Below are 24,003 nucleotides of genomic sequence, written 5' to 3' on the forward strand. Positions count from 1 at the left end.
CGGCGTGACACCTTGCGATGGCACGCCGTTTGAGCGGAATTAACGCGTTCCGTAGACTACGATGGTTTTACCGTGGGCGGAGATCAGGTTTTGATCTTCCAGCATTTTCAGGATTCGGCCCACTGTTTCACGGGAGCAACCGACGATCTGACCAATTTCCTGACGGGTAATTTTAATTTGCATACCGTCCGGGTGGGTCATGGCGTCTGGCTGTTTCGCCAGGTTCAACAGGGTTTGTGCGATACGGCCAGTAACGTCCAGGAAGGCGAGGTTACCCACTTTCTCTGACGTGACCTGCAGACGGCGCGCCATCTGGGAAGAAAGACGCATCAGGATGTCAGGGTTAACCTGAATCAGCTGACGGAACTTCTTGTAAGAAATTTCAGCCACTTCACATGCTGTCTTTGCACGAACCCAGGCGCTACGTTCCTGGCCCTCTTCAAACAGGCCCAGTTCACCGATGAAATCGCCCTGGTTCAGATAAGAAAGGATCATCTCTTTCCCTTCTTCATCTTTGATCAGCACTGCCACCGAGCCTTTAACGATATAATACAACGTTTCCGCTTTTTCACCCTGGTGAATCAGCGTGCTCTTCGATGGGTACTTATGAATGTGGCAATGAGACAAGAACCATTCGAGAGTCGGGTCTGTTTGCGGTTTGCCAAGCACCATGCGCTGTTATCCTCTGTTATAAGCTGTCACCAGAGTCATCAGATGCATCCGGACTCTGGGGTTGCAATCGAATTCTTACCCATACCCTGGGAAGTCGGCTACCGTAACGTTTCGCAGCCAGTAAAGTTTGATGTCCTCTGCATACACGTGTAACGTCAATGTATTACTGTAGCATCCTGAGTGTTTTAGCATAGCTTTCGCCGCGTGTCTCCTGGTGTCTCGCTTCAGCATGATGCAGGTCGCCTTCCATTGCGAGAAATGTAACGCACGCGTAATCTGTCACCAAAAATGCAACGTTGGAGTTTAAGAATATGCAAGCGCGCGTGAAGTGGGTTGAAGGTTTAACGTTCCTGGGCGAGTCCGCGTCAGGACACCAGATTTTGATGGACGGTAACTCCGGCGATAAAGCGCCAAGCCCAATGGAAATGGTGCTGATGGCGGCAGGCGGATGCAGCGCAATTGATGTGGTGTCGATTCTGCAAAAAGGTCGTCATGACGTGACGGATTGCGAGGTTAAACTCACGTCAGAACGTCGCGAAGAGGCGCCACGCCTGTTCACGCATATTAACCTGCACTTTGTGGTCACCGGTAAAGAACTCAAAGACGCGGCGGTCTCGCGCGCGGTGGACCTGTCCGCGGAGAAGTACTGCTCTGTGGCGTTAATGCTGGAGAAAGCGGTAAAAATCACGCATTCGTATGAAGTGATCGAGGCTTAATTTTTTGGGCATCGTGCGTGTTGATGCCCTCACCCTAACCCTCTCCCACAGGGAGAGGGAACATGTTCACGCGATCTGCTTCCCTTCCATCAGTCGCTCCACCAGCGGCGTCATGATGAGCTCCATCGCCAGTCCCATTTTTCCGCCCGGCACCACCAGCGTATTCATGTGCGAAATAAACGAGCCCTGCAGCATGGCCAGCAGCCAGGGGTAATCAATGCCTTCAAGATTGCGGAAATGGATCACCACAAAGCTCTCATCCAGAGACGGGATACTTTTGGCGGCAAACGGGTTGGAGGTGTCTACCGTCGGCACGCGCTGGAAGTTGATATGGGTGCGGGAGAACTGCGGTGTCAGGAAGTTAATGTAATCCTCCATGGAGCGCACCACTGAATCCATCACCGCTTCTCGCGAATGGCCGCGCTCGCTCATGTCACGCGTCAGCTTCTGGATCCACTCCAGGTTAACGATAGGGACCACGCCGACCAGCAGATCCACATGGCGCGCCACGTCGTGTTGAGGGGTGACCACGCCGCCGTGCAATCCTTCGTAAAACAGGACGTCGGTGGGTTCCGGCAGCGGTTGCCAGGGGGTAAAGGTTCCCGGCACCTGATTCCAGGGAACGGCTTCATCATAGGTATGCAGATACTTGCGGGACTGCCCTTTGCCGCTCTGACCGTACTCCAGAAAGGTTTGTTCCAGCAGGCCGAAGTCATTGGCTTCCGGGCCGAAGTAGCTGATGTGTTTACCCAGATCGCGCGCTTTACGGATGGCCATGTCCATCTCCGGGCGCGTGTAGCGGTGAAAGCTGTCGCCTTCGACCTCCGCCGCACGAAGATTCAGCTGGGCGAAAATCTTGCGAAAGGCGAGGCTGGTGGTGGTGGTTCCCGCACCACTCGACCCCGTAACGGCAATAACCGGATGTCTGGCAGACATAGCAACTCCCTGACTGAAAAGGGTGGAAGATCAGCCGTGAAACGCGTTGCGGGGCATGATATTGACCGTCTCATGCAGTTCTGACCACACCAGCAGCACGTCGCCGCTTTTCAGCTGGCGCTTTACATCGTTGACCTTTTGCTCAAGTGAGCGTTCCTGTTCACCATAATCGGTGCCTTCGCGTAATACAAAGCTTTCAATCAGATTATCGAGCGTTTCGGGAGCCAGATCCTGCCAGGGAATAATCATTTTGCACCGTCCAGATAAGGAGTTAGCCAGTCAGGAATACGCGTCTCAAGCCACATTTTCGGGCGGCGCAGCGTACCGCCGATAAACCCGACGTGGCCGCCATGCTCGGTCAACTGATAGTGAACGTTGTCGGGCAGGAATTCCTGAGAGGGGATCGAGTGATGATCCATAAACGGGTCATCTTTGGCATGGATGATCAACGTCGGTTGCGTGATCTTGCTGAGTAGCGGCATGGCGCTGCACTGACGATAATAGTCAATCGCATCGGCGAAGCCGTGGATTTTCGCGGTGATCAGATCGTCGAACTCGCGAATACGGCGCACCTTTTTCAACTGACGCAGGCTTACCGGCAGGGTATCCGGGTAGGCCTTCAGCTTACGCGCCGCGTTGGCTTTCAGCAGATTGAGCAGGTAGCGCTGATAGACGCGGGAAAAGCCTTTATCCATGTGGTAGCTGCACTGCTCGAGCATAAACGGCGCGGAGACAATGACGGCGGCATCCAGCGGTACGCTTTCGCCCTCTTTGGCCAGCAGGCAGGCCAGCATATTTCCGCCCAGCGAGTAGCCCACGGCGGCGGTTGGCACGGTGCCAAAATTGTCCCGCAGCCAGTGTAAAAACCACGTTCCGTCTTCGGTTTCACCCGAGTGATAAATGCGTTTCTGACGATTCGGTTCACCGCTACAGCCGCGAAAATGCATCACCACGCCGAGCCAGCCGCGTGCTTTTGCCGACTCAATTAATCCATGCGCATACGGGCTGTGCAGACTGCCTTCCAGACCGTGAAAGACCACCAGCCGCGGCTTATGGCGGGCCTGTTCCGGTGCTTCGCTCCAGGCGAGATCCAGAAAATCACCGTCTGGCAGGTCAAGCCGTTGCCAGTGTGGGGTGAACTGAACCTTGCGGCGGATCAGCCGTGGCAGCATGGTCTGCAAATGGCGATTAGCCACGCCGCGCATAGGCACGAACTCACTGCTGTCTTCGGCTGCGATGTCGAAGTCTGATGGAATGATTTGGGTCATAAGGGCGATGCTGATTCTTGTCAGAAATTTACGGTACTTTCCGAATTGTACCCCGTTTAGCCTGGTTTTCCGAAACATGAACTGATCCCGATCACAAATCTTTACCTTGATTATTACTCTCAGGCTAATGATTCCGCTCTACGCTTAATTGATGCCTTTCTCACCAGAGCGCACACTTTACTCAACGTTAAGCAAATCAAAATGATTAGCTGAATCAGGAGGTTAATAATGTTATCTGGGCAAACACCCACCCGGCAATGGAACACGCGACGTAGCGAAAAAGCGCGTCGTCTGGCGTCCGTACCGGTGCAGGGCAAGGTACTGCCAACCGGCGATCTTGTCGCCATGCTGGAAAAATTAATCGCGCCTGGCGACAAGGTCGTTCTGGAAGGTAACAACCAGAAGCAGGCGGATTTCCTTTCCCGCTCGCTTGCCGAAGTGAACCCGCAAATTGTCCACGACCTGCATATGATCATGCCGAGCGTCGGCCGCAGCGAGCATCTGGATATCTTCGAGAAAGGCATTGCCCGCAAGCTGGACTTCTCCTTCTCCGGGACGCAAAGCCTGCGTATTTCGCAGCTGCTGGAAGACGGCCAGCTCGAAATCGGCGCGATTCATACCTACATCGAACTTTATTCACGACTCTACGTCGACCTTTCGCCAAACGTGGCGCTGATCGCCGGTTTTAAAGCCGACCGCAAAGGCAACCTCTACACCGGGGCGAGCACCGAAGATACCCCGGCGCTGGTGGAAGCCGCCGCGTTCCACGACGGCATCGTCATCGCGCAGGTCAACGAGTTGGTGGACGACGAATGCGACCTGCCGCGCGTGGATATTCCGGGCTCCTGGATTGACTATGTGGTGGTGGCGGACAAGCCGTTCTTTATCGAACCGCTGTTCACCCGCGACCCGCGCCTGATTAAACAGGAACATATCCTGATGGCGATGATGGCGATTAAAGGCATCTACGCGGAACACCAGGTGCAGTCCCTGAACCACGGGATCGGCTTTAACACCGCGGCGATTGAGCTGCTGCTGCCCACCTACGGTGAACAACTCGGTCTGAAGGGCAAAATCTGTAAACACTGGACGCTGAACCCGCATCCGACGCTGATCCCGGCGATTGAAAGCGGCTGGGTCGAGAGCGTGCACTGTTTCGGCGGCGAACTGGGGATGGAAGAGTATATCCGCGCGCGTCCGGACGTGTTCTTTACCGGTGCCGACGGCTCCATGCGTTCCAACCGCGCTTTCTGTCAGCTGGCAGGTCAGTACGCGGTGGATATGTTCATCGGCTCAACCCTGCAGGTTGACGGTTACGCCAACTCCTCAACGGTGACGCGCGGTCGTCTTTCCGGCTTCGGCGGTGCGCCAAACATGGGGCATGACCCGCACGGTCGTCGTCACGCCACCCCGGCCTGGCTGAACATGATCACCGAGCCTGACCCGATGCAGCGCGGTAAAAAGCTGGTCGTACAGATGGTGGAAACCTTCCAGGCAGGCGTGAAGCCCACCTTTGTGGAAACACTTGATGCCGTTGACGTGGCGAAAGCCTCCGGCATGCCGCTGGCGCCGGTGATGATTTACGGCGATGACGTGACGCACGTGCTGACGGAAGAGGGGATCGCCTACCTCTACCGGGCGAAAGATCTGGAAGAGCGTCGTGCCATGGTTGCCGCCGTCGCCGGTATCACCGACATCGGCCTGGGCGTTGATGCGAAGCGCGTGGCGGAACTGCGTCAGAGCGGCAAAGTGGTCTACCCGGAAGATATGGGGATCCGCCGCACCGACGCCACCCGCTCTCTGCTGGCAGCGGGAAGCGTGTCTGACCTCGTTGAGTGGTCCGGCGGTCTGTATAACCCACCTGCGAAATTCCGGAGCTGGTAATGAAACTTCTGCCCCAGATCCAGGTTGAAGACGGTGCCGAATGGCTGGCGCGAACCGCCACGCAGTGTCTGATTGACGAAGCACGATTAAGCCCGAAACCCGGTCTGGTGGACAGTCGGGGGAACGGCGCGCACCACGATTTATCCCTTGCGCTGATGGAGCGTTCCGCCCACAGCCTGACCCCCACGTTTCAGGCGCTGGCGCAGCAGAGCTGGCAGCGTCCGGCAGATATTGCGCTCCGGCAAACCGTTGGCCGTCTTGGCCGCGAAGGCGAGCAGCAGATGATGGCGGCCACCGACGGGGTGAATACCCACCGCGGCGCGATCTGGGCGCTGGGATTGCTGGTGAGCGCGGTGGCGATGCTGGGCGAGGAGGCAACTGCGCAGGTCGTCGCGAATACCGCCGCTCAGCTGGCGAAACTCCCGGACGACGCGGCACCGAAGGTGTTCAGCAAAGGGCTACGCGCCACGCACCGCTACCGCGTGCCGGGCGCGCGTGAAGAGGCGCAGCAGGCGTTTCCGCACATTATGCAGCGTGCATTGCCGCAGCTTCGTCTCAGCCGTTTGAACGGCAGCAGCGAAACGCATGCGCGGCTTGACGCGCTGATGGCCATCATGACCTCGCTCACCGATACCTGCGTGCTGTCGCGCGCTGGAATGGAGGGGTTGGACGTCATGCAGAACGGCGCCCGTGCGGTACTGAACGCCGGAGGCAGTGCAACGGCTGCGGGCCAGCAGGCGCTGGCGAACTTAGACCGTCAGATGCTGGCGCTTAACGCGTCACCGGGCGGCGCCGCCGATCTGCTTGCCGCCACGCTGTTTCTTGACCGCGTCGAAACGCCTTATTCAAAGCATTAAGAGGAAGTTATGGAAAAAATCACATTGACCGTGCCAGCCAGCCGCGCGTTAAGCGGCAGGGCGCTGGCAGGCGTCGTCGGCTCCGGGGATATGGAGGTGTTATTCACCGCCGAACCGAGCCAGACCTTAACCATTGATATCACCACCTCCGTCGACAACAGCCGTGGTCGCTGGGAGGCACTGTTCAACCGCCTGCAAACCGTCAGCAGCCTGCCTGCAGGGAAACTGACCATCCACGACTTCGGCGCGACGCCGGGCGTGGCACGCATTCGCATCGAACAGGTTTTTGAGGGGGTGAGCCATGCGTGATGACAGCAGCTTTATCGAATTAAAAGCGCGCCAGCGTGCGCAGGCACTGCTGGATGACGGCAGCTACCGCGAACTGCTGGATCCGTTTGAAGGCATTATCTCTCCGTGGCTTGGGCCACAGGGGATTGTCCCGCAGGCTGATGACGGTATGGTCGTCGCAAAAGGCACCCTCAACGGTCAGCCAGCGGTCGTTGTGGCGATTGAAGGCGCGTTCCAGGGCGGCAGCATGGGCGAAGTGTCCGGTGCCAAAATGGCGGCGGCGCTGGAGCTGGCGGCAGAAGATAACCGCAACGGCATTCCAACTCAGGCGGTGCTGTGTCTCGAAACCGGCGGCGTGCGCCTGCAGGAAGCGAACCTGGGCCTGGCGGCGATTGCCGATATCCACGCGGCGATTGTTGACCTGCGCCGTTATACGCCGGTGGTCGGGATTGTCGCCGGAACCGTGGGCTGCTTCGGCGGGATGTCCATCGCGGCGGCGCTGTGCAGCTACCTGATTGTGACCCGCGAAGCGCGTCTTGGCCTTAACGGTCCGCAGGTTATTGAGCAGGAAGCGGGTATTGAAGAGTACGACTCCCGTGACCGTCCGTTTATCTGGAGCATGACCGGCGGGGAAGTGCGCTATCAAAGCGGCCTGGTGGATGCCCTGGTGGGCGACGGCGTAAACGCGGTGAAGGCAGCGATGAACGAGGCGATTGCCAAAGGCGTACCGGCGAAACACCGCACCGATAACTACGACGATTACCTGAACCGTCTGACGAATTTCGACACCCGCAAGCAGGCCGATGCCGAACAGATTAACGCGCTTTTTGCCCGGGAGGTGAAATGATGAGTAATTCAAAAAGCCGTGGCGAGCTCTGGCTGGAAACCCTCGCCCCGAATGCCAAACGTATCGAAGGGCTCTGCCCGTCCGTACAGGCAGCAGACGGCGAGCTGAACGGTGAGGCGGTGCGCTTTGTGGCCGTGGTGCCGGATGCCAACAACCACTTCCCGCGCGCGGCGAATGGTGAGGTCGGCCTGCTGGAAGGCTGGACGCTGGCGAAGGTGGTCAGCGAAACCGTCGCCGCTGATGCAGACAAGTCCGTTAAACGCCCGATTGTGGCGGTGATCGACGTTCCAAGCCAGGCCTATGGCCGTCGTGAAGAGGCGTTTGGTATTCATCAGGCGCTGGCCGGGGCGGCAGCTGCCTATGCGAATGCTCGCCTGGCCGGTCACCCGGTGATTGGGCTTATCGTCGGCAAGGCGATGTCCGGCGCGTTCCTGGCGCACGGTTACCAGGCCAACCGCCTGATCGCCTTTAACGACAAGGGCGTGCTGATCCACGCGATGGGTAAAGAGTCTGCCGCTCGCATCACCCTGCGTACCGTCGAGGCGCTGGAAAAACTGGCGGCGACCATTCCGCCAATGGCTTATGACATCAGCAACTACGCCACGCTGGGGCTGCTCTCTAACCTGCTGGATATCAGCAATCCGGATGCCCCATCCGACAACGATCTGACGCTGGTGAAATCCACCCTGCAACAGGCCATCAATGACGCGCGTCAGGACGTGACGCTTAAAAACCGTCTGGGTGCTGACAACCGCCGCAGCTCGGCGCTCGTACGCGAACGTATGCGAGCCAGCTGGTAAGTAAAAAAGAGACCTGCCAGATGCATACCCCCGTGGGCGCGTCCGCTGCGCCCGCGTGGGAGCCTGCATCCTGAAAAATAATAAACATCGCACCAGTGCTAAAACTTTTTTTACTACAGGTGATTTATGACTTACGTAATTGTTCATGCTCTTGCACCGATTTTCGTCATCATGCTGCTGGGATTCTGGGCCGGTAAGGCAAAGATGGTCGATAACAAAAACGTTTCCCTGCTGAATATCTTCGTGATGGATTTTGCACTGCCTGCCGCGCTGTTTAGCGCCACCGTGCAAACGCCGTGGACCGGCATTGTGGCGCAGTCACCGTTGATTCTGGTGCTGACGCTGGCGATGTGGATAACCTATGCGGTCATCTACTTCCTCGCCACCAAAGTCTTTAAAAAATCCCCGCAGGACGCGGCCGTGCTGACGCTGACCGTCGCCCTGCCAAACTACGCGGCGCTTGGCCTGCCGATCCTGGGCAGCGTGCTGGGTGAAGGTTCGTCCACCTCGCTGTCCGTCGCGGTCTCTATTGCCTGCGGTTCGGTGCTGATGACGCCGTTCTGCCTGCTGATTCTGGAGCGGGAAAAAGCACGCGCCGAAGGAAACAACTCTGGCTCAACGCTCTCCATGCTGCCGGTGCTGATGTGGCGTTCCATTAAAAAACCGATCGTGATGGGGCCGCTGCTGGGTGTGATTTTGTCCGCTATCGGTATCAAAATGCCAGAACTGGTTCTCGCAGCGATTAAACCGCTGGGGCTCGCCGCGACCGCTGCGGCGCTGTTCCTGACCGGGGTGATCCTCTCTGCCCGTAAGCTGCAGATCAACACCATGGTGATTACCTCGACCATTGCCAAACTGCTAATTCAGCCAGCAATTGCCTGGGGTATCGTGCTGATCTTCGGTCTGCATGGCTCTGTAGCGATTACCGCTATCCTGATGATTGCGCTGTCTGCGGGCTTCTTCGGCGTGGTGTTCGGTAACCGCTTTGGCGTGCAGTCGCCGGATGCTGAAGCCGTGCTGCTGTTGAGCTCCGTACTGTGTATCCTGTCGCTGCCGCTGTTTATCTCGCTGACTTCAGGAATGTAATTATGAGCACAACATTACGCCCACACGACCTCATCTGGCTTACCGCGCGCGACGCGCTGGAAGGCATCACCGAAAACTGGGTGGAGGCGGCCTGGCATATCGGTCTGCCGGTGGTGGTGCGGCGTGATGTTGATAGTGAAGGCCGTATTCCCGTTGGCGTGCGCGGATTGCGCCGCGACCAGCGGGCAGCAGGGTGGGTGAAGCCGGAAAACGTGCTGCGTGTGGTATCACCGGAAGACCTGTGCGCTGCCGCCGATCTGCTGCGTTCGGCGTTTGTCACCCAGCCGCCGGTTCAGGTGGCGCTGCAGTTTTCGCAGCAGGCGTGGCCGTGGACGTGGGGTATCACCGGCAGCACCGGCTACGCGCTGGCGACCGGCATTCCGGTGATCCATGCCGACAGCGATCTCGATCTGCTGATCCGCGCCCCTGAGCCGATTTCCCCCGATGCTTTTACCGCATGGCAGTCGCAGCTGAGCCGCGCACTGTGCCGGGCGGATACGCAGGTGGATACCCCCGAGGGCGGCTTTGCGCTGGCGGAGTGGCTGCGCGACGGCAAAACGCTGCTGAAAACCCACCGCGGACCTCGCCTGGTGGCGGATCCGTGGCGCAGGGAGGAGTGATGAAAATACTGTTTACCTTTCCGGGTCAGGGCACGCAGCATGAAGGCATGCTGCAAAACCTGCCGGGAACGGAGTTGGCTCAGGCACGTGAGGTGCTGGGTAAGGAAGTGGATACGCTGGATAGCGCCGCCTCGCTAACCCATACCCGTGCGGTACAGCTTGCACTGCTGATTGCGGGAGTGGCCTGGGCTCGCGAACTGGAACGTCGTGGCGTGTTGCCGGATATTGTCAGCGGGCTGTCCATTGGCGCCTATCCTGCGGCGGTTATCGCGGGCGCGCTGGACTTTTCGGACGCGCTGAGGCTGGTGGCACTTCGCGGCGATCTGATGGAGCAAGCGTACCCGCACGGCTACGGCCTGACTGCGATTATGGGCTTAACTCTGCCGCAGGTGGAAACGCTGATTGAAGGCACCGGAACCTATATTGCCAACCTGAACGCTGAAACGCAGATCGTGATTGCCGGAAGCGATGACGGGATGGCGCAGGTGGCGGCACGCGCGCTGGCAAAAGGGGCGAGCAAGGCCAAGCGGCTGGCGGTGAGCGTGCCGTCGCACTGTGAACTGCTGGCGGAACCGGCACAAAAGCTGGCGGCGGCGTTTGAGTCCGTCACGCTGGCTCGACCACGCTGCGCGTACCTGAGCGGCAGCACCGGGCGCGTGCTCTGGCAGCCGGAAAAAATCGCTGACGATCTGGCGATGAATATGGCGCGAACCGTGCGCTGGCAGGAGGCGGTAATAGCCGCTAACGAACGCGAAGCCCGACTGGCGATTGAAATGCCGCCCGGCGGCGTACTGACCTGTCTGACGCGACAGGCTTCGTGGGAAGGAGAGACCCTTTCGCTGGAGCGCAGCGGGGTGGACGTGGCGGTGCATCTGGCGGGTCGGCTTCGTGCGTGAGTTTTTTTGCCCGGTGGCGGCTGCGCCTTACCGGGCCTACGGGTTTGGTTGTCTTGTTTTGTATCACGCACTTTCCTGCAAACTGCGCGCATACATCCGCCCTTCGGCGGCTAATGCGCGCAGGCTCGGATCCTGCTCTCGGTTACGGGCAAAGACGATCGCGATCAGCTGCTGCATCTGGTACGGCTCCGCCAGCTTCAGGAGCTGCACGGAATTTTCGTACACCTTCTTCATTCTGCCTGGCATCAGCGTAAAGCCGACGCCTGCCTGCACCAGGCTCAGCATCGAGAAAATGTCATTAACGCGCGTGACGATTTCCGGCTCGAACCCGGCGATATGAAACGCTTCCTGAAACCCTGCATACGTGGCAAAACCTTCCGCCAGGGCGACAAATTTCTGGTCTTTATAATCACGGAGATCCGCTGGCCCTCGGGTATTCAGCGTGGCTGAAGCTGGTGCGGCAAGGAATATGTCGTCATGGAATAGAGGCAGTACTTCGAGGCTGTTACGGTCGATATCGCTTTCGGAGATGGAGATAAGAATCGCGTCCAGAGAGCCTTCATCCAGCATGTGGAGTAACGTTTCGTTAGAGCCCATCGTCAGGTCCATTTCCAGATCCGGACGGCGCAACTTCATGCCCATAATTAGACGCGGTACGGTTTCCAGGGTGAGCGAGTAGAGCGTACCGACACGCAGCCGCCCCTGGCCGATTCCGGCAATTTTGCGGGACTCTTCCAGCCCGCGCTCCATCACCTGCATCACCTCCTGGCAATACTCCAGCAGCGTCCAGGCGGAGGGGAGCGCAATCAGGTTACGCCCTTTGTGGGTAAAGAGCGGGCAGCGCACGTTCTCTTCCAGCGTGTGCAGCGCGCGGTGCACGCTGACGCCGCTCAGGCCCAGAGTTTCGGCGGTACGCGCGATATTCCCTTTCTCCATAAATGTCATGAAGATGCTGAGCTTGCGGAACGTGATCTCGCTCGTGATATCGAAACTCATAGCCCTCCCGGCGTGTTATTCAACCTGCAGCATCGCTTCCAGCTGTTCCTGTGCGTCGAGCCACGCCATTTCGCACTCTTCGAGGCTGGATTTGGTTTTCGCCTGGGTTTGCAGACAGTCGGTCAGCTCCGCTTTGCGGCTCTGGTCGTACAGCCCGCTGTCGCCGAGCTTCTCTTCAACGGTAGCCAGCGTGGCGTTGAGCTTTTCCATCTCTTTTTCGAGCCGGGTAATCTCTTTACGCAGCGGCTGCGTCTGGGTACGCAGCTCCGCTTCACGACGCTTCTGGTCTTTACGCGCCTGCGCGCTGTTGGCGTTCTCTTTCGATGACTCTTCCGGCTGATTTTCCTGCTTCTGCACGTCCGTCAGCCACTGCTGGTAGTCTTCCAGATCGCCGTCGAACGGTTCGACTTTGCCACCGTGCACTAAATACAGATCGTCCGTGGTGGAGCGGATCAGGTGACGGTCGTGCGAAACCACAACCAGCGCGCCTTCGAACTCAATCAGCGCTTCGGTCAGCGCCTGGCGCATGTCGAGATCCAGGTGGTTGGTCGGTTCATCGAGCAGCAGCAGGTTCGGGCGCTGCCAGACGATCAGCGCCAGCACCAGACGGGCTTTTTCGCCGCCGGAGAAGCGCTCGGTGTTTTCAGTCACCTTATCGCCCTGGAAGCCGAAGCCGCCGAGATAGTCGCGCAGCTTCTGCTCCATCTCCTGCGGTGCCAGACGCGCGAGGTGCTGAATCGGCGATTCATCCGCACGTAAAAATTCCAGCTGATGCTGGGCGAAGTAGCCAAGTTTAATGCCCTTCGCCAGGCCGATTTCACCGCTGACCGGGTTAAGCTCGCCCGCCAGCAGTTTGATCAGCGTTGATTTACCGGCGCCGTTACGCCCAAGCAGACCAATGCGCGAACCCGGCACCAGGTTGAGCTTGATGGAATCGAGAATAATGCGGTCGGCATAGCCCGCGCTGACCTTCTCCATCTTCAGCAGTGGGTTCGGCAGGCTTTCCGGCTCGCGGAAGTTGAAGTGGAACGGGTTGTCCACGTGCGCCGGGGCAATCATCTCCATGCGTTCCAGCATCTTGATGCGGCTCTGGGCCTGCTTGGCTTTTGAGGCTTTGGCCTTGAAGCGGTCCACAAAGCTCTGCAGGTGCGCCACGCGCTGCTGCTGGCTTTCGTACATGGACTGCTGCTGGGCAAGACGCGTCGCGCGCTGGCGCTCGAAGGAGCTGTAGTTGCCGGTGTACTCGAACATCGTTTGCTGTTCGATATGAATGATTTTATCCACCACCGGGTCAAGGAAGTCGCGGTCGTGGGAGATCAGAATCAGAGTGCCCTGATAGCTCTTGAGCCACTTCTCCAGCCAAATAACCGCATCGAGATCGAGGTGGTTGGTCGGTTCATCGAGCAGCAGCAGGTCAGAGCGGCAGATCAGCGCCTGCGCCAGGTTGAGACGCATGCGCCACCCGCCGGAGAAGTCGCTGACCGGGCGTTCCAGCTGTTCATTGCTGAAGCCCAGGCCGTGCAGCAGGCTGGAGGCGCGGGAGCGAATGGTCCACGCGTCGATAGCGTCCAGTTTGCCGTGAACGGTGGCGATGGCGTGACCGTCGTTGCGCTCGTTAGCCGAATGAAGTTCCGCCTCGAGCTTACGGTATTCACGGTCGCCGTCGATAACATAGTCGAGTGCCGGTTCGCTCAGGGCTGGCGTCTCCTGGTTCACCCAGGCGAGCTGCCAGTTCCCCGGGAAGGTAAAGTTACCGCCATCCGCGCTAATCTCGTTTTTCAGCAGCGCCAGCAGGGTGGATTTACCACAGCCGTTTTTGCCGACCAGACCCACTTTTTGGCCTGGGTTGATGGTAGCAGTGGCGTTATCCAGCAGGACGCGCACGCCGCGACGAATTTGTAACGAGGAGAAAACAATCATAGAAGCGCCGTATGTTCCGACTATGTTAATTTGTCATTATGATAATGTAAGGTGTGGGCCATTTTCCGCACCGGGCCGCCATGGTAGCCCAAAACAGCGACGATACACAAAAACAGAAACAAGACCGGGAGGGGAATGATGTCTCAGACAGCAAAAGTGCTGCTGCTGTATGCCCATCCGGAATCTCAGGACTCGGTGGCAAACCGGGTGCTGCTTAAGCCGGCCACACAGCTCAGCAACGTGACGGTGCACGATCTCTACGCGCACTATCCTGATTTCTTTATTGATATCCCTTACGAGCAGGAACTGCTGCGTCAGCATGACGTGATTGTGTTCCAGCATCCGCTTTATACCTACAGCTGTCCGGCGCTGCTCAAAGAGTGGCTGGACCGCGTGCTGAGCCGGGGGTTCTCCAGCGGGGTGGGGGGCAACCAGCTGGCGGGAAAGTACTGGCGTAGTGTGATCACGACTGGTGAACCCGAAAGCGCTTACCGTCACGATGGGCTGAATCGTTATCCGATGAGCGACATCCTGAGGCCTTTCGAGCTGACGGCGGCGATGTGCCGCATGCACTGGATGAGCCCGATTATTGTCTACTGGGCACGGCGTCAGGATCCGAAAGAGCTGGCAAGCCACGCCAGAGCCTATGGTGAATGGCTGGCGTCACCGATTCCGGCAGGAGGTCGTTAATGGAAGGATCGAATTTGCTCCTCGCCGGGGTGCTGTTTTTATTTGCGGCCGTCGTCGCGGTGCCGCTTGCTGCACGTATTGGTATCGGTGCGGTGTTGGGTTATCTGCTGGCGGGGATCGCGATTGGCCCCTGGGGGCTGGGATTCATCAGCGATGTCGATGAGATTCTCCATTTCTCCGAGCTGGGCGTGGTGTTCCTGATGTTCATCATCGGCCTGGAATTGAATCCTTCGAAATTGTGGCAACTCCGACGTTCTATCTTTGGCGTGGGCGCCGCGCAGGTGTTGTTCAGCGCTGCGATCCTGGGTGGTCTGTTAATGCTGACCAACTTTTCATGGCAGGCGGCGGTGATTGGCGGGATAGGCCTTGCGATGTCGTCGACGGCGATGGCGCTGCAGCTGATGCGCGATAAAGGGATGAATCGCAACGAAGCCGGTCAGTTGGGTTTTTCGGTGCTGCTGTTCCAGGATTTGGCAGTGATCCCAGCGCTGGCGCTGGTGCCGCTGCTGGCGGGGTCCGGGGACGATCATTTCGACTGGGCAAAAATTGCCATGAAGGTGCTGGCCTTCGCAGGTATGCTGATTGGTGGTCGTTTCCTGTTACGTCCCGTATTCCGCTTTATTGCCGCGTCGGGCGTTCGCGAAGTGTTTACCGCCGCTACGCTGCTGCTGGTGCTGGGATCGGCGTTGTTTATGGATGCGCTGGGGCTGTCGATGGCGCTCGGGACCTTTATCGCCGGGGTGCTGCTGGCGGAGAGTGAGTATCGGCACGAGCTGGAAATTGCCATCGATCCCTTCAAAGGGCTGCTGTTAGGTCTGTTCTTTATTTCGGTGGGGATGGCGCTCAACCTCGGCGTGCTCTATACCCATCTGCTGTGGGTGGTAGTGAGCGTCGCCATTCTGGTGGCGGTGAAAATGCTGGTGCTGTACGTCATGTCACGTATCTACGGGCTGCGCAGTTCGGAACGCATGCAGTTTGCCAGCGTGTTAAGCCAGGGAGGCGAGTTCGCGTTTGTGCTGTTCTCTACCGCATCCTCCCAGAAGCTGTTTAAAGACGATCAGATGGCGCTTTTGCTGGTGACGGTTACGCTGTCTATGATGACCACACCACTGCTGATGAAGCTGGTGGATAAACTGCTGTCGCGCCGCCTGAATCCAGCTGACGATGAAGACGAAGCGCCGTGGGTGGAAGACGACAAGCCGCAGGTAATTGTGGTGGGCTTTGGTCGTTTCGGACAGGTTATCGGGCGTTTGCTGATGGCGAACAAAATGCGCATTACGGTACTGGAGCGTGATATCAGCGCGGTCATCCTGATGCGCAAATATGGCTATAAGGTTTATTACGGCGACGCGACCCAACTCGAGCTGCTGCGCTCGGCAGGGGCCGAAGCGGCAGAGTCCATCGTGATTACCTGTAATGATCCGGAAGATACGATGAAGCTGGTGGAGCTGTGTCAGCAGCATTTCCCGCATCTGCATATTCTGGCGCGTGCGCGGGGACGTGTTGAAGCGCACGAATTGTTGCAGGCAGGTGTGAAACACTTCTCCCGTGAGACGTTCTCCAGTGCGCTGGAGTTGGGCCGTAAGGCGCTGATCTCGCTCGGGATGCATCCGCATCAGGCGCAGCGCGCCCAAATGCACTTCCGCCGGCTGGATATGCGGATGTTGCGCGAGCTGATGCCGGTACATACCGATACGGCGCAGATCTCCCGCGTGCGGGAAGCGCGTCGCGAGCTGGAGGAGATCTTCCAGCGAGAGATGCAACAGGAACGACGCCAGCTTGATGGCTGGGATGAATTTGAATAAAGGGTAACGAAAGATGGCTGTACGTAAACGCTTTATTGCGGGTGCAAAATGCCCGACCTGCCAGGCGCAAGATACCCTGGCGATGTGGCGGGAAAATAATATTGATGTTGTTGAGTGTGTTAAGTGCGGTCACCAGATGCGTGAGGCCGATAAAGAGGCCCGCGATCACGTTCGCAAAGAAGAGCAAGTTATCGGGATTTTTCATCCGGACTAGCGATATGCCCTGAGTTTTTTTAAGCTAAAGGGTACACGGGTGCAGATTTCCGCTACAATCTGCGCCAGCAATTTTCCCACGCTCAGGAGATATCATGAAAGTAGCAAAAGACCTGGTGGTCAGCCTGGCCTATCAGGTACGTACAGAAGACGGTGTGTTGGTTGATGAGTCTCCGGTGAGTGCGCCGCTTGACTACCTGCATGGTCACGGTTCCCTGATTTCCGGCCTGGAAACTGCGCTGGAAGGCCACGAAGTTGGCGACAAATTTGACGTTGCTGTAGGCGCGAACGACGCTTACGGTCAGTATGACGACAACCTGGTTCAGCGCGTTCCTAAAGACGTGTTCATGGGCGTTGACGAACTGCAGGTTGGCATGCGCTTCCTGGCTGAAACTGACCAGGGGCCGGTTCCTGTTGAAATCACCGAAGTGGAAGATGACCACGTCGTGGTTGACGGCAACCACATGCTGGCTGGCCAGAACCTGAAATTCAACGTAGAAGTTGTTGCGATCCGTGAAGCGACCGAAGAAGAGCTGGCTCATGGCCACGTTCACGGTGCGCACGGTCACGACCATGACCACGATCACGGTCATGACGGCTGCTGCGGTGGTCACGGCCACGATCACGACCATGGTCACGACCACGGTAAAGGTGGTTGCGGTAACGGCGGCTGCGGTTGCCACTGATTCCGTCATGCGGAAAATAAAAAAGCGGGATAATCCCGCTTTTTTTACGCCTCAATAATGAGGTGGTGGTGTCTCTTCTGACTGGGAGGCAATGTTTGACGGCTGTGTGGCCTTCAGCTTTTCCGTCAACAGGCGCATATGATCCCGCAGTTTTGCCATTTCGAGCTCATGTGCGGTCACGGTCTGGTTTAGTTCTTCGATGGTGATGTCCTGAAAAGCCAGGCGGCTTTCCAGCTCAGCCATTCTCGCTTCTATTGCTGTATCCTTCATCATTCACCTCGTTTATTTCAGATTCACCATAATGGCCCAGCGGCGTCGCAGTTTAACTGAGTTTATCCTTAAGTACAGTCCGCATCCCCTTGGCAGGAAACTTATTTAAACAAAAATAGTCTGAAAAGTGGCGAGAATTGGAAGTGTCTGTCTGTAGATTTCTTCCGCAACGTTTTATAGTACGTAACTCATTTACGTTTAACGCTGGGGTGAGAGTCCCCAGGCCCTGGAGATATGGATGAAATCACTGTTTAAAGTAACGCTGCTGGCGACGACGATGGCTGTTGCGCTGAACGCGCCGCTGTCATTCGCTGCTGATACTGCTGCGAAGCCTGCTGCCACTGCAGACAGCAAAGCGGCGTTCAAAAATGACGACCAGAAATCCGCCTACGCACTCGGCGCATCTCTGGGTCGTTACATGGAAAACTCTCTGAAAGAACAAGAGAAACTGGGCATCAAACTGGATAAAGCTCAGCTGATCGCGGGCGTTCAGGACGCATTTGCAGATAAGAGCAAGCTGTCTGATCAGGAAATTGAACAGACTCTGCAGGCGTTCGAAGCGCGCGTGAAAGGTGCCGCGCAGACTAAGATGGACGCGGACGCTAAAGACAACGAAGCGAAAGGCAAAGCCTACCGCGATACCTTCGCTAAAGAGAAGGGTGTGAAAACCTCTTCTACTGGCCTGGTGTACAAAGTTGAGAAAGAAGGCACCGGCGATGCGCCTAAAGACAGCGACACCGTCGTTGTTAACTACAAAGGTACGCTGATCGACGGTAAAGAGTTCGATAACTCTTACACCCGCGGTGAGCCGCTCTCTTTCCGTCTTGATGGTGTGATCCCTGGCTGGACTGAAGGCCTGAAAAACATCAAGAAAGGCGGCAAGATCAAGATGGTTATCCCACCGGATCTGGCCTATGGCAAAACCGGCGTTCCGGGTATCCCTGCCAACTCTACGCTGGTCTTTGACGTAGAACTGCTGGACATCAAACCGGCACCGAAAGCGGATGCCAAAGCAGACGCACCGGCTGACGATAAAGCCGCTGCTGCTAAGAAGTAATGTTGAAAAAAACCGCCGCCTTTCAGGCGGCGGTTTTTTTATTGTGGGGCAGATATAATTAACACTGGAAAGCGTTAGGCACGCTGTATTAATTTAGTTGTCCGTGTAGATAATGAGCCTGCCCTGAAAACCTAACGACAGGCTCCTGAAAAGGAGTGTTTTTTTCATGTCCAGGTCGCTTTTAACCAACGAAACCAGTGAACTTGATTTGCTGGATCAACGTCCCTTCGATCAGACCGACTTCGATATTCTGAAATCCTATGAAGCGGTAGTGGACGGGTTAGCGATGCTCATTGGCTCCCACTGCGAAATCGTATTGCACTCCCTGCAAGATCTGAAGTGTTCCGCCATCCGTATTGCGAATGGTGAGCATACTGGCCGTAAAATTGGTTCGCCAATTACCGACCTTGCATTGCGTATGCTGCATGACATGACCGGCGCGGACAGCAGCGTCTCCAAATGCTATTTCACCCGCGCCAAAAGCGGCGTGCTGATGAAATCAGAAACCATCGCGATTCGAAACCGCGAGCATCGTGTTATTGGGCTGCTGTGCATCAACATGAACCTTGATGTGCCATTCTCGCAAATCATGAGCACCTTTATTCCACCAGAAACGCCGGACGTTGGCTCTTCTGTTAACTTCGCCTCCTCCGTTGAGGACCTGGTAACCCAGACGCTTGAGTTCACCATCGAAGAGGTGAATGCCGATCGCAACGTATCGAACAACGCCAAGAACCGCCAGATTGTGCTTAACCTCTATGAAAAAGGGATTTTTGATATCAAAGATGCCATCAACCAGGTGGCCGATCGTCTGAACATCTCCAAGCACACGGTCTATCTCTATATTCGTCAGTTCAAAAGCGGCGATTTCCTGGGGCAAGACAAGTAATGCGTTTTGCGTTAATGGTGACAGGCCCGGCGTATGGTACTCAGCAAGCCAGTAGCGCACTGCAGTTTGCTCATGCGCTTATTGAGGCCGGACACGAGCTGGTGAGCGTCTTCTTCTATCGGGAAGGGGTCTATAACGCGAACCAGTTCACGTCACCGGCAAGCGATGAATTCGACCTGGTGCGTGCCTGGCAGACGTTGAACGAAAAGCAGGGCGTTGAACTGCACATCTGCGTGGCGGCGGCTTTACGCCGTGGCGTGACGGATACAACCGAAGCCGCGCGTCTTGGTTTATCGGGTTCTAACCTGCAGCCCGGTTTTTCGTTGAGTGGTCTGGGTGCGCTGGCACAGGCGGCATTAACCTGCGACAGAGTGGTGCAATTCTGATGAAACGTGTCGCGTTTGTTTTTTCCTCCGCACCGCACGGCAATGCGTCCGGCAGAGAAGGGCTGGATGCGCTGCTCGCGACATCAGCATTGACCGAAGATATCGGTGTCTTCTTTTTGGGCGACGGCGTATTTCAGCTTCTGGCGGGGCAACAGCCTCAGGCCATTCTGGCGCGTGATTACATCGCGACGTTCAAAGTGTTACCGCTTTACGATATCGAAACCTTGTATGTTTGTGCTGACTCTTTGGCCGCGCGCGGTTTAAGCGAGGCAACGCCTTTCGTGCTGGATGTGACAGTCCTGTCTTCTGCTGCCTTGCGCGAACACCTTTCCCACTACGACACCGTTCTGACTTTCTGAGGCCGCCATGCTCCATACTCTGAGCCATTCACCGTGGCAATGTGATATCGACGCGTTACTGAGTATGCTGCGCGAAGGTGATGACCTGCTGCTGATTCAGGATGGCGTGCTTGCCGCACTGGAAGGCAGTCGTTTCGTTGAAATTCTCACGAATGCCCCCATAACAGTCTCTGCGCTGAAAGACGATCTGGATGCGCGGGGTCTTTCTGGTCAAATTTCAGCCAAAATTGACGTGGTTGGCTATACTGATTTCGTCAATCTTACTGTGACGCACGCCAGTCAAATGAACTGGTGATCTGAGATCGCTGTATATTTCTTGACACCTTTTCGACGTAGCCCTAAAATTTCGCGTCCTCATATTGTATGAGGTCGATTTATTACGTGTTTACGAAGCAAAAGCTAAAACCAGGAGCTATTTAATGGCAACAGTTAACCAGCTGGTACGCAAACCACGCGCACGCAAAGTTGCAAAGAGCAACGTGCCTGCGCTGGAAGCCTGCCCGCAGAAACGTGGTGTATGTACTCGTGTATATACCACCACTCCTAAAAAACCAAACTCCGCACTGCGTAAAGTATGCCGTGTGCGTTTGACTAACGGTTTCGAAGTGACTTCCTACATCGGTGGTGAAGGTCACAACCTGCAGGAGCACTCCGTGATCCTGATCCGTGGCGGTCGTGTTAAAGACCTTCCGGGTGTTCGTTACCACACCGTTCGTGGTGCGCTCGACTGCTCAGGTGTTAAAGACCGTAAGCAGGCTCGCTCCAAGTACGGCGTGAAGCGTCCTAAGGCTTAATGGTTCTCCGTTAAGTAAGGCCAAACTGATTTATCTTAATGTCAAACTAAACTCTTTGAGTTTTGGACAATCCTGAATTAACAACGGAGTATTCCCATGCCACGTCGTCGCGTCATTGGTCAGCGTAAAATCCTTCCAGATCCGAAATTCGGATCAGAACTGCTGGCAAAATTTGTAAATATCCTGATGGTAGATGGTAAAAAATCTACTGCAGAAGCAATCGTATACAGCGCGCTTGAGACCCTGGCTCAGCGTTCTGGTAAAAATGAACTGGAAGCTTTCGAAGTCGCTCTCGACAACGTTCGCCCTACCGTAGAAGTTAAGTCCCGCCGCGTTGGTGGTTCTACTTATCAGGTTCCAGTTGAAGTTCGTCCGGTTCGTCGTAATGCTCTGGCAATGCGTTGGATCGTTGAAGCTGCTCGTAAACGCGGTGATAAATCCATGGCTCTGCGTCTGGCGAACGAACTTTCTGATGCTGCAGACAACAAAGGTACTGCAGTTAAGAAACGTGAAGACGTTCACCGTATGGCAGAAGCCAACAAGGCGTTCGCACACTACCGTTGGTAATCCCTTCGGAGTATTAGTCACCAGGCGGGCGCTTCAGAGAAGCCGCCCGCTCTGGGTAACTTAACTGAACGCCTAAAGATATAAACGAGGAATCAAATGGCTCGTACAACACCCATCGCACGCTACCGTAACATCGGTATCAGTGCGCACATCGACGCCGGTAAAACCACTACTACCGAACGTATTCTGTTCTACACCGGTGTAAACCACAAAATCGGTGAAGTTCATGACGGCGCAGCCACCATGGACTGGATGGAACAGGAGCAGGAGCGTGGTATTACTATCACCTCCGCAGCGACTACTGCATTCTGGTCAGGTATGGCTAAGCAGTACGAACCGCATCGCGTAAACATCATCGACACCCCAGGCCACGTTGACTTCACCATCGAAGTAGAACGTTCCATGCGTGTTCTTGACGGCGCGGTAATGGTTTATTGCGCAGTTGGTGGTGTTCAGCCACAGTCTGAGACCGTATGGCGTCAGGCGAACAAATATAAAGTTCCACGCATCGCGTTCGTTAACAAAATGGACCGTATGGGTGCTAACTTCCTGAAAGTTGTTGGTCAGATCAAATCCCGTCTGGGCGCGAACCCTGTTCCGCTGCAGCTGGCAATTGGTGCTGAAGAAGGCTTCACCGGCGTTATCGACCTGGTGAAAATGAAAGCCATCAACTGGAACGATGCAGACCAGGGCGTTACCTTCGAATACGAAGATATCCCAGCTGCAATGCAGGACCTGGCTGACGAATGGCACCAGAACCTGATCGAATCCGCTGCTGAAGCTTCAGAAGAGCTGATGGAGAAATACCTGGGTGGTGAAGAACTGACTGAAGAAGAGATCAAAAAAGCTCTGCGTCAGCGCGTTCTGAACAACGAAATCATCCTGGTAACCTGTGGTTCTGCGTTCAAGAACAAAGGTGTTCAGGCGATGCTGGATGCGGTAGTTGACTACCTGCCATCCCCGGTTGACGTTCCTGCGATCAACGGCATCCTGGACGACGGTAAAGATACTCCGGCTGAGCGTCACGCAAGCGACGAAGAGCCATTCTCTGCACTGGCGTTCAAAATTGCTACCGACCCATTCGTGGGTAACCTGACCTTCTTCCGCGTTTACTCTGGTGTGGTTAACTCCGGTGACACCATCCTGAACTCCGTGAAAACGGCGCGTGAACGTTTTGGCCGTATCGTACAGATGCACGCTAACAAACGTGAAGAGATCAAAGAAGTTCGTGCGGGCGACATCGCTGCAGCTATCGGTCTGAAAGACGTGACCACTGGTGACACCCTGTGTGACCCAGATCACCCGATCATTCTGGAGCGTATGGAATTCCCTGAGCCGGTAATCTCCATCGCAGTTGAACCAAAAACCAAAGCTGACCAGGAAAAAATGGGTCTGGCTCTGGGCCGTCTGGCGAAAGAAGACCCATCATTCCGCGTATGGACTGATGAAGAATCTAACCAGACCATCATCGCTGGTATGGGTGAACTGCACCTGGACATCATCGTTGACCGTATGAAGCGTGAATTCAACGTTGAAGCGAACGTGGGTAAACCTCAGGTTGCTTACCGCGAAGCGATTCGTGCGAAAGTTACCGATGTTGAAGGTAAACACGCTAAGCAGTCTGGTGGTCGCGGTCAGTACGGTCACGTTGTGATCGACATGTACCCACTGGAGCCGGGCTCTAACCCGAAAGGTTACGAGTTCATCAACGACATCAAAGGTGGTGTAATTCCTGGCGAATACATCCCAGCCGTTGATAAAGGCATCCAGGAACAGCTGAAAGCGGGCCCTCTGGCTGGCTATCCGGTTGTTGACATGGGTGTTCGTCTGCACTTCGGTTCTTACCACGACGTTGACTCCTCTGAACTGGCGTTTAAACTGGCTGCGTCTATTGCCTTTAAAGAAGGCTTTAAGAAAGCAAAACCAGTTCTGCTTGAGCCAATCATGAAGGTTGAAGTAGAAACTCCTGAAGAGAACACCGGTGACGTTATCGGTGACTTGAGCCGTCGTCGCGGTATGCTGCGTGGTCAGGAATCCGAAGTAACTGGCGTTAAGATCCACGCTGAAGTTCCGCTGTCTGAAATGTTCGGATATGCAACTCAGCTGCGTTCTCTGACCAAAGGTCGTGCATCATACACCATGGAATTCCTGAAGTATGATGATGCGCCTAACAACGTTGCTCAGGCCGTTATTGAAGCCCGTGGTAAGTAATCCACAGGATTAAAACCTAAGTCCCGTGCTCTCTCCACAGGGGAGAGCACTATAGTAAGGAATATAGCCGTGTCTAAAGAAAAATTTGAACGTACAAAACCGCACGTCAACGTTGGTACTATCGGCCACGTTGACCATGGTAAAACTACCCTGACTGCTGCAATCACTACCGTTCTGGCTAAAACCTACGGTGGTTCTGCTCGTGCATTCGATCAGATCGATAACGCACCAGAAGAAAAAGCTCGTGGTATCACCATCAACACTTCCCACGTTGAATATGACACCCCGAC

The 24,003-nt window shown here is 56.0% G+C and carries 29 protein-coding genes; 22 read left to right on the forward strand and 7 right to left on the reverse strand.

Annotated features, from left to right (window positions below):
* Positions 1 to 39 precede the first annotated feature (39 nt).
* Positions 40 to 672, reverse strand: a complete 633-nt coding sequence (gene crp, locus FU672_RS19925) for a cAMP-activated global transcriptional regulator CRP (protein WP_000242758.1) — start codon at positions 670 to 672, stop codon at positions 40 to 42.
* Positions 673 to 983: 311 nt separating this feature from the next.
* Here crp and FU672_RS19930 point away from each other — a divergent pair, with 311 nt between their 5' ends.
* The gene (locus FU672_RS19930; protein ID WP_008503018.1) at positions 984 to 1,388 is read left to right on the forward strand and encodes an OsmC family protein; all 405 of its coding nucleotides are present in this window, start codon (positions 984 to 986) and stop codon (positions 1,386 to 1,388) included.
* Between the two features lie 66 nt (positions 1,389 to 1,454).
* Here the strand turns inward: FU672_RS19930 and FU672_RS19935 are convergent, their stop codons facing one another.
* The 3 genes from FU672_RS19935 to FU672_RS19945 are packed head-to-tail and all read right to left on the reverse strand — an operon-like array spanning position 1,455 to position 3,592.
* Positions 1,455 to 2,324 (reverse strand): phosphoribulokinase, encoded by an 870-nt coding sequence (locus FU672_RS19935; protein ID WP_148244519.1) that lies wholly within the window; start codon positions 2,322 to 2,324, stop codon positions 1,455 to 1,457.
* 30 nt (positions 2,325 to 2,354) lie between these two features.
* The gene (locus tag FU672_RS19940; RefSeq protein ID WP_063144226.1) at positions 2,355 to 2,573 is read right to left on the reverse strand and encodes a YheU family protein; all 219 of its coding nucleotides are present in this window, start codon (positions 2,571 to 2,573) and stop codon (positions 2,355 to 2,357) included.
* Positions 2,570 to 3,592, reverse strand: a complete 1,023-nt coding sequence (locus FU672_RS19945; RefSeq protein WP_148244520.1) for a hydrolase — start codon at positions 3,590 to 3,592, stop codon at positions 2,570 to 2,572. The genes FU672_RS19940 and FU672_RS19945 overlap by 4 nt, the downstream gene beginning before the upstream one ends.
* A 228-nt stretch (positions 3,593 to 3,820) precedes the next feature.
* Between FU672_RS19945 and mdcA the strand changes: the two genes are divergently transcribed.
* The 8 genes from mdcA (at position 3,821) to mdcH (ending at position 10,870) form a co-directional block, all read left to right on the forward strand.
* Positions 3,821 to 5,476 carry a malonate decarboxylase subunit alpha gene (gene mdcA / locus FU672_RS19950; protein WP_148244521.1) on the forward strand — a complete coding sequence of 552 codons (1,656 nt, stop codon included), beginning with the start codon at positions 3,821 to 3,823 and terminating at the stop codon, positions 5,474 to 5,476.
* On the forward strand, positions 5,476 to 6,333 hold the full coding sequence (locus tag FU672_RS19955) for a triphosphoribosyl-dephospho-CoA synthase (protein WP_148244522.1): 858 nt from the start codon (positions 5,476 to 5,478) through the stop codon (positions 6,331 to 6,333). The genes mdcA and FU672_RS19955 overlap by 1 nt, the downstream gene beginning before the upstream one ends.
* 9 nt (positions 6,334 to 6,342) lie before the next feature.
* Entirely contained in the window at positions 6,343 to 6,642 is a 300-nt protein-coding gene (gene mdcC, locus FU672_RS19960; protein ID WP_148244523.1) for a malonate decarboxylase acyl carrier protein, read from the forward strand.
* Complete coding sequence (locus FU672_RS19965; protein ID WP_148244524.1) at positions 6,635 to 7,468, forward strand: biotin-independent malonate decarboxylase subunit beta; 834 nt, start codon at positions 6,635 to 6,637, stop codon at positions 7,466 to 7,468. The genes mdcC and FU672_RS19965 overlap by 8 nt, the downstream gene beginning before the upstream one ends.
* Positions 7,468 to 8,268 carry a biotin-independent malonate decarboxylase subunit gamma gene (gene mdcE / locus FU672_RS19970; protein ID WP_148244536.1) on the forward strand — a complete coding sequence of 267 codons (801 nt, stop codon included), beginning with the start codon at positions 7,468 to 7,470 and terminating at the stop codon, positions 8,266 to 8,268. The genes FU672_RS19965 and mdcE overlap by 1 nt, the downstream gene beginning before the upstream one ends.
* Before the next feature lie 126 nt (positions 8,269 to 8,394).
* On the forward strand, positions 8,395 to 9,354 hold the full coding sequence (locus FU672_RS19975) for an AEC family transporter (protein WP_148244525.1): 960 nt from the start codon (positions 8,395 to 8,397) through the stop codon (positions 9,352 to 9,354).
* A 2-nt stretch (positions 9,355 to 9,356) separates the two neighbouring features.
* Entirely contained in the window at positions 9,357 to 9,974 is a 618-nt protein-coding gene (locus tag FU672_RS19980) for a malonate decarboxylase holo-ACP synthase (RefSeq protein ID WP_148244526.1), read from the forward strand.
* The gene (mdcH, locus tag FU672_RS19985; protein WP_148244527.1) at positions 9,974 to 10,870 is read left to right on the forward strand and encodes a malonate decarboxylase subunit epsilon; all 897 of its coding nucleotides are present in this window, start codon (positions 9,974 to 9,976) and stop codon (positions 10,868 to 10,870) included. The genes FU672_RS19980 and mdcH overlap by 1 nt, the downstream gene beginning before the upstream one ends.
* Positions 10,871 to 10,933: 63 nt before the next feature.
* Here mdcH and FU672_RS19990 read toward each other — a convergent pair whose 3' ends face one another.
* Together FU672_RS19990 and FU672_RS19995 are read right to left on the reverse strand one after the other, a co-directional pair.
* A complete protein-coding gene (locus FU672_RS19990; RefSeq protein ID WP_148244528.1) occupies positions 10,934 to 11,866 on the reverse strand; it encodes a LysR family transcriptional regulator in 933 nt (310 codons plus the stop codon).
* A 15-nt stretch (positions 11,867 to 11,881) separates the two neighbouring features.
* On the reverse strand, positions 11,882 to 13,786 hold the full coding sequence (locus tag FU672_RS19995) for an ABC transporter ATP-binding protein (protein WP_148244529.1): 1,905 nt from the start codon (positions 13,784 to 13,786) through the stop codon (positions 11,882 to 11,884).
* A gap of 138 nt (positions 13,787 to 13,924) precedes the next feature.
* On the opposite strand from FU672_RS19995, the gene kefG reads away from it, so the two are divergent.
* From kefG to slyD, 4 genes are all read left to right on the forward strand, one after another.
* Entirely contained in the window at positions 13,925 to 14,476 is a 552-nt protein-coding gene (gene kefG / locus FU672_RS20000) for a glutathione-regulated potassium-efflux system ancillary protein KefG (RefSeq protein WP_014885493.1), read from the forward strand.
* Positions 14,476 to 16,281 (forward strand): glutathione-regulated potassium-efflux system protein KefB, encoded by a 1,806-nt coding sequence (kefB, locus tag FU672_RS20005; RefSeq protein ID WP_148244530.1) that lies wholly within the window; start codon positions 14,476 to 14,478, stop codon positions 16,279 to 16,281. Before kefG ends, kefB begins: the two co-directional genes overlap by 1 nt.
* A 13-nt stretch (positions 16,282 to 16,294) precedes the next feature.
* The gene (locus tag FU672_RS20010; RefSeq protein WP_010436300.1) at positions 16,295 to 16,495 is read left to right on the forward strand and encodes a YheV family putative zinc ribbon protein; all 201 of its coding nucleotides are present in this window, start codon (positions 16,295 to 16,297) and stop codon (positions 16,493 to 16,495) included.
* A 94-nt stretch (positions 16,496 to 16,589) separates the two neighbouring features.
* Positions 16,590 to 17,180, forward strand: coding sequence for a peptidylprolyl isomerase (gene slyD, locus FU672_RS20015; protein WP_014885491.1), 591 nt, complete (start codon positions 16,590 to 16,592; stop codon positions 17,178 to 17,180).
* 51 nt (positions 17,181 to 17,231) lie between these two features.
* On the opposite strand, the gene FU672_RS20020 is transcribed toward slyD, so the two are convergent.
* On the reverse strand, positions 17,232 to 17,450 hold the full coding sequence (locus FU672_RS20020) for a protein SlyX (protein WP_023309461.1): 219 nt from the start codon (positions 17,448 to 17,450) through the stop codon (positions 17,232 to 17,234).
* 238 nt (positions 17,451 to 17,688) lie between these two features.
* Between FU672_RS20020 and fkpA the strand changes: the two genes are divergently transcribed.
* From fkpA to FU672_RS20065, 9 genes are all read left to right on the forward strand, one after another.
* Positions 17,689 to 18,507 carry an FKBP-type peptidyl-prolyl cis-trans isomerase gene (gene fkpA, locus FU672_RS20025; protein WP_023309460.1) on the forward strand — a complete coding sequence of 273 codons (819 nt, stop codon included), beginning with the start codon at positions 17,689 to 17,691 and terminating at the stop codon, positions 18,505 to 18,507.
* A 166-nt stretch (positions 18,508 to 18,673) separates the two neighbouring features.
* Entirely contained in the window at positions 18,674 to 19,396 is a 723-nt protein-coding gene (locus FU672_RS20030) for a helix-turn-helix transcriptional regulator (RefSeq protein ID WP_003861697.1), read from the forward strand.
* Complete coding sequence (gene tusD / locus FU672_RS20035) at positions 19,396 to 19,782, forward strand: sulfurtransferase complex subunit TusD (RefSeq protein ID WP_148244531.1); 387 nt, start codon at positions 19,396 to 19,398, stop codon at positions 19,780 to 19,782. Before FU672_RS20030 ends, tusD begins: the two co-directional genes overlap by 1 nt.
* The gene (tusC, locus tag FU672_RS20040) at positions 19,782 to 20,141 is read left to right on the forward strand and encodes a sulfurtransferase complex subunit TusC (RefSeq protein ID WP_148244532.1); all 360 of its coding nucleotides are present in this window, start codon (positions 19,782 to 19,784) and stop codon (positions 20,139 to 20,141) included. The genes tusD and tusC overlap by 1 nt, the downstream gene beginning before the upstream one ends.
* A gap of 7 nt (positions 20,142 to 20,148) precedes the next feature.
* The gene (gene tusB, locus FU672_RS20045) at positions 20,149 to 20,436 is read left to right on the forward strand and encodes a sulfurtransferase complex subunit TusB (protein WP_024907951.1); all 288 of its coding nucleotides are present in this window, start codon (positions 20,149 to 20,151) and stop codon (positions 20,434 to 20,436) included.
* Between the two features lie 124 nt (positions 20,437 to 20,560).
* Entirely contained in the window at positions 20,561 to 20,935 is a 375-nt protein-coding gene (gene rpsL / locus FU672_RS20050; protein WP_000246815.1) for a 30S ribosomal protein S12, read from the forward strand.
* A 96-nt stretch (positions 20,936 to 21,031) separates the two neighbouring features.
* Entirely contained in the window at positions 21,032 to 21,502 is a 471-nt protein-coding gene (gene rpsG / locus FU672_RS20055) for a 30S ribosomal protein S7 (RefSeq protein ID WP_004106370.1), read from the forward strand.
* Positions 21,503 to 21,598: 96 nt separating this feature from the next.
* Positions 21,599 to 23,713 carry an elongation factor G gene (gene fusA, locus FU672_RS20060; protein WP_148244533.1) on the forward strand — a complete coding sequence of 705 codons (2,115 nt, stop codon included), beginning with the start codon at positions 21,599 to 21,601 and terminating at the stop codon, positions 23,711 to 23,713.
* A gap of 69 nt (positions 23,714 to 23,782) precedes the next feature.
* A partial coding sequence (locus FU672_RS20065; protein WP_227502482.1) for a GTP-binding protein occupies positions 23,783 to 24,003 on the forward strand: 221 nt, incomplete at its 3' end.

Source organism: Enterobacter asburiae, from assembly GCF_008080435.1.
GTDB classification, from domain to species: Bacteria; Pseudomonadota; Gammaproteobacteria; order Enterobacterales; family Enterobacteriaceae; genus Enterobacter; species Enterobacter asburiae_C.

Excerpts from the sequence above, each read along its gene's own strand:
- fkpA (WP_023309460.1), top strand. The coding sequence starts at position 17,689 with ATGAAATCACTGTTTAAAGTAACGCTGCTGGCGACGACGATGGCTGTT.
- kefB (WP_148244530.1), top strand. The coding sequence starts at position 14,476 with ATGGAAGGATCGAATTTGCTCCTCGCCGGGGTGCTGTTTTTATTTGCG.
- mdcH (WP_148244527.1), top strand. The coding sequence starts at position 9,974 with ATGAAAATACTGTTTACCTTTCCGGGTCAGGGCACGCAGCATGAAGGC.
- mdcE (WP_148244536.1), top strand. The coding sequence starts at position 7,468 with ATGAGTAATTCAAAAAGCCGTGGCGAGCTCTGGCTGGAAACCCTCGCC.
- mdcA (WP_148244521.1), top strand. The coding sequence starts at position 3,821 with ATGTTATCTGGGCAAACACCCACCCGGCAATGGAACACGCGACGTAGC.
- fusA (WP_148244533.1), top strand. The coding sequence starts at position 21,599 with ATGGCTCGTACAACACCCATCGCACGCTACCGTAACATCGGTATCAGT.
- FU672_RS20030 (WP_003861697.1), top strand. The coding sequence starts at position 18,674 with ATGTCCAGGTCGCTTTTAACCAACGAAACCAGTGAACTTGATTTGCTG.
- tusD (WP_148244531.1), top strand. The coding sequence starts at position 19,396 with ATGCGTTTTGCGTTAATGGTGACAGGCCCGGCGTATGGTACTCAGCAA.
- tusB (WP_024907951.1), top strand. The coding sequence starts at position 20,149 with ATGCTCCATACTCTGAGCCATTCACCGTGGCAATGTGATATCGACGCG.
- rpsG (WP_004106370.1), top strand. The coding sequence starts at position 21,032 with ATGCCACGTCGTCGCGTCATTGGTCAGCGTAAAATCCTTCCAGATCCG.
- mdcC (WP_148244523.1), top strand. The coding sequence starts at position 6,343 with ATGGAAAAAATCACATTGACCGTGCCAGCCAGCCGCGCGTTAAGCGGC.
- FU672_RS19955 (WP_148244522.1), top strand. The coding sequence starts at position 5,476 with ATGAAACTTCTGCCCCAGATCCAGGTTGAAGACGGTGCCGAATGGCTG.
- crp (WP_000242758.1), bottom strand. The coding sequence starts at position 672 with ATGGTGCTTGGCAAACCGCAAACAGACCCGACTCTCGAATGGTTCTTG.
- FU672_RS19975 (WP_148244525.1), top strand. The coding sequence starts at position 8,395 with ATGACTTACGTAATTGTTCATGCTCTTGCACCGATTTTCGTCATCATG.
- FU672_RS19980 (WP_148244526.1), top strand. The coding sequence starts at position 9,357 with ATGAGCACAACATTACGCCCACACGACCTCATCTGGCTTACCGCGCGC.
- rpsL (WP_000246815.1), top strand. The coding sequence starts at position 20,561 with ATGGCAACAGTTAACCAGCTGGTACGCAAACCACGCGCACGCAAAGTT.
- FU672_RS19930 (WP_008503018.1), top strand. The coding sequence starts at position 984 with ATGCAAGCGCGCGTGAAGTGGGTTGAAGGTTTAACGTTCCTGGGCGAG.
- kefG (WP_014885493.1), top strand. The coding sequence starts at position 13,925 with ATGTCTCAGACAGCAAAAGTGCTGCTGCTGTATGCCCATCCGGAATCT.
- FU672_RS20020 (WP_023309461.1), bottom strand. The coding sequence starts at position 17,450 with ATGAAGGATACAGCAATAGAAGCGAGAATGGCTGAGCTGGAAAGCCGC.
- FU672_RS19940 (WP_063144226.1), bottom strand. The coding sequence starts at position 2,573 with ATGATTATTCCCTGGCAGGATCTGGCTCCCGAAACGCTCGATAATCTG.
- FU672_RS19965 (WP_148244524.1), top strand. The coding sequence starts at position 6,635 with ATGCGTGATGACAGCAGCTTTATCGAATTAAAAGCGCGCCAGCGTGCG.
- FU672_RS20010 (WP_010436300.1), top strand. The coding sequence starts at position 16,295 with ATGGCTGTACGTAAACGCTTTATTGCGGGTGCAAAATGCCCGACCTGC.
- FU672_RS19945 (WP_148244520.1), bottom strand. The coding sequence starts at position 3,592 with ATGACCCAAATCATTCCATCAGACTTCGACATCGCAGCCGAAGACAGC.
- FU672_RS19990 (WP_148244528.1), bottom strand. The coding sequence starts at position 11,866 with ATGAGTTTCGATATCACGAGCGAGATCACGTTCCGCAAGCTCAGCATC.
- FU672_RS19995 (WP_148244529.1), bottom strand. The coding sequence starts at position 13,786 with ATGATTGTTTTCTCCTCGTTACAAATTCGTCGCGGCGTGCGCGTCCTG.
- tusC (WP_148244532.1), top strand. The coding sequence starts at position 19,782 with ATGAAACGTGTCGCGTTTGTTTTTTCCTCCGCACCGCACGGCAATGCG.
- FU672_RS19935 (WP_148244519.1), bottom strand. The coding sequence starts at position 2,324 with ATGTCTGCCAGACATCCGGTTATTGCCGTTACGGGGTCGAGTGGTGCG.
- slyD (WP_014885491.1), top strand. The coding sequence starts at position 16,590 with ATGAAAGTAGCAAAAGACCTGGTGGTCAGCCTGGCCTATCAGGTACGT.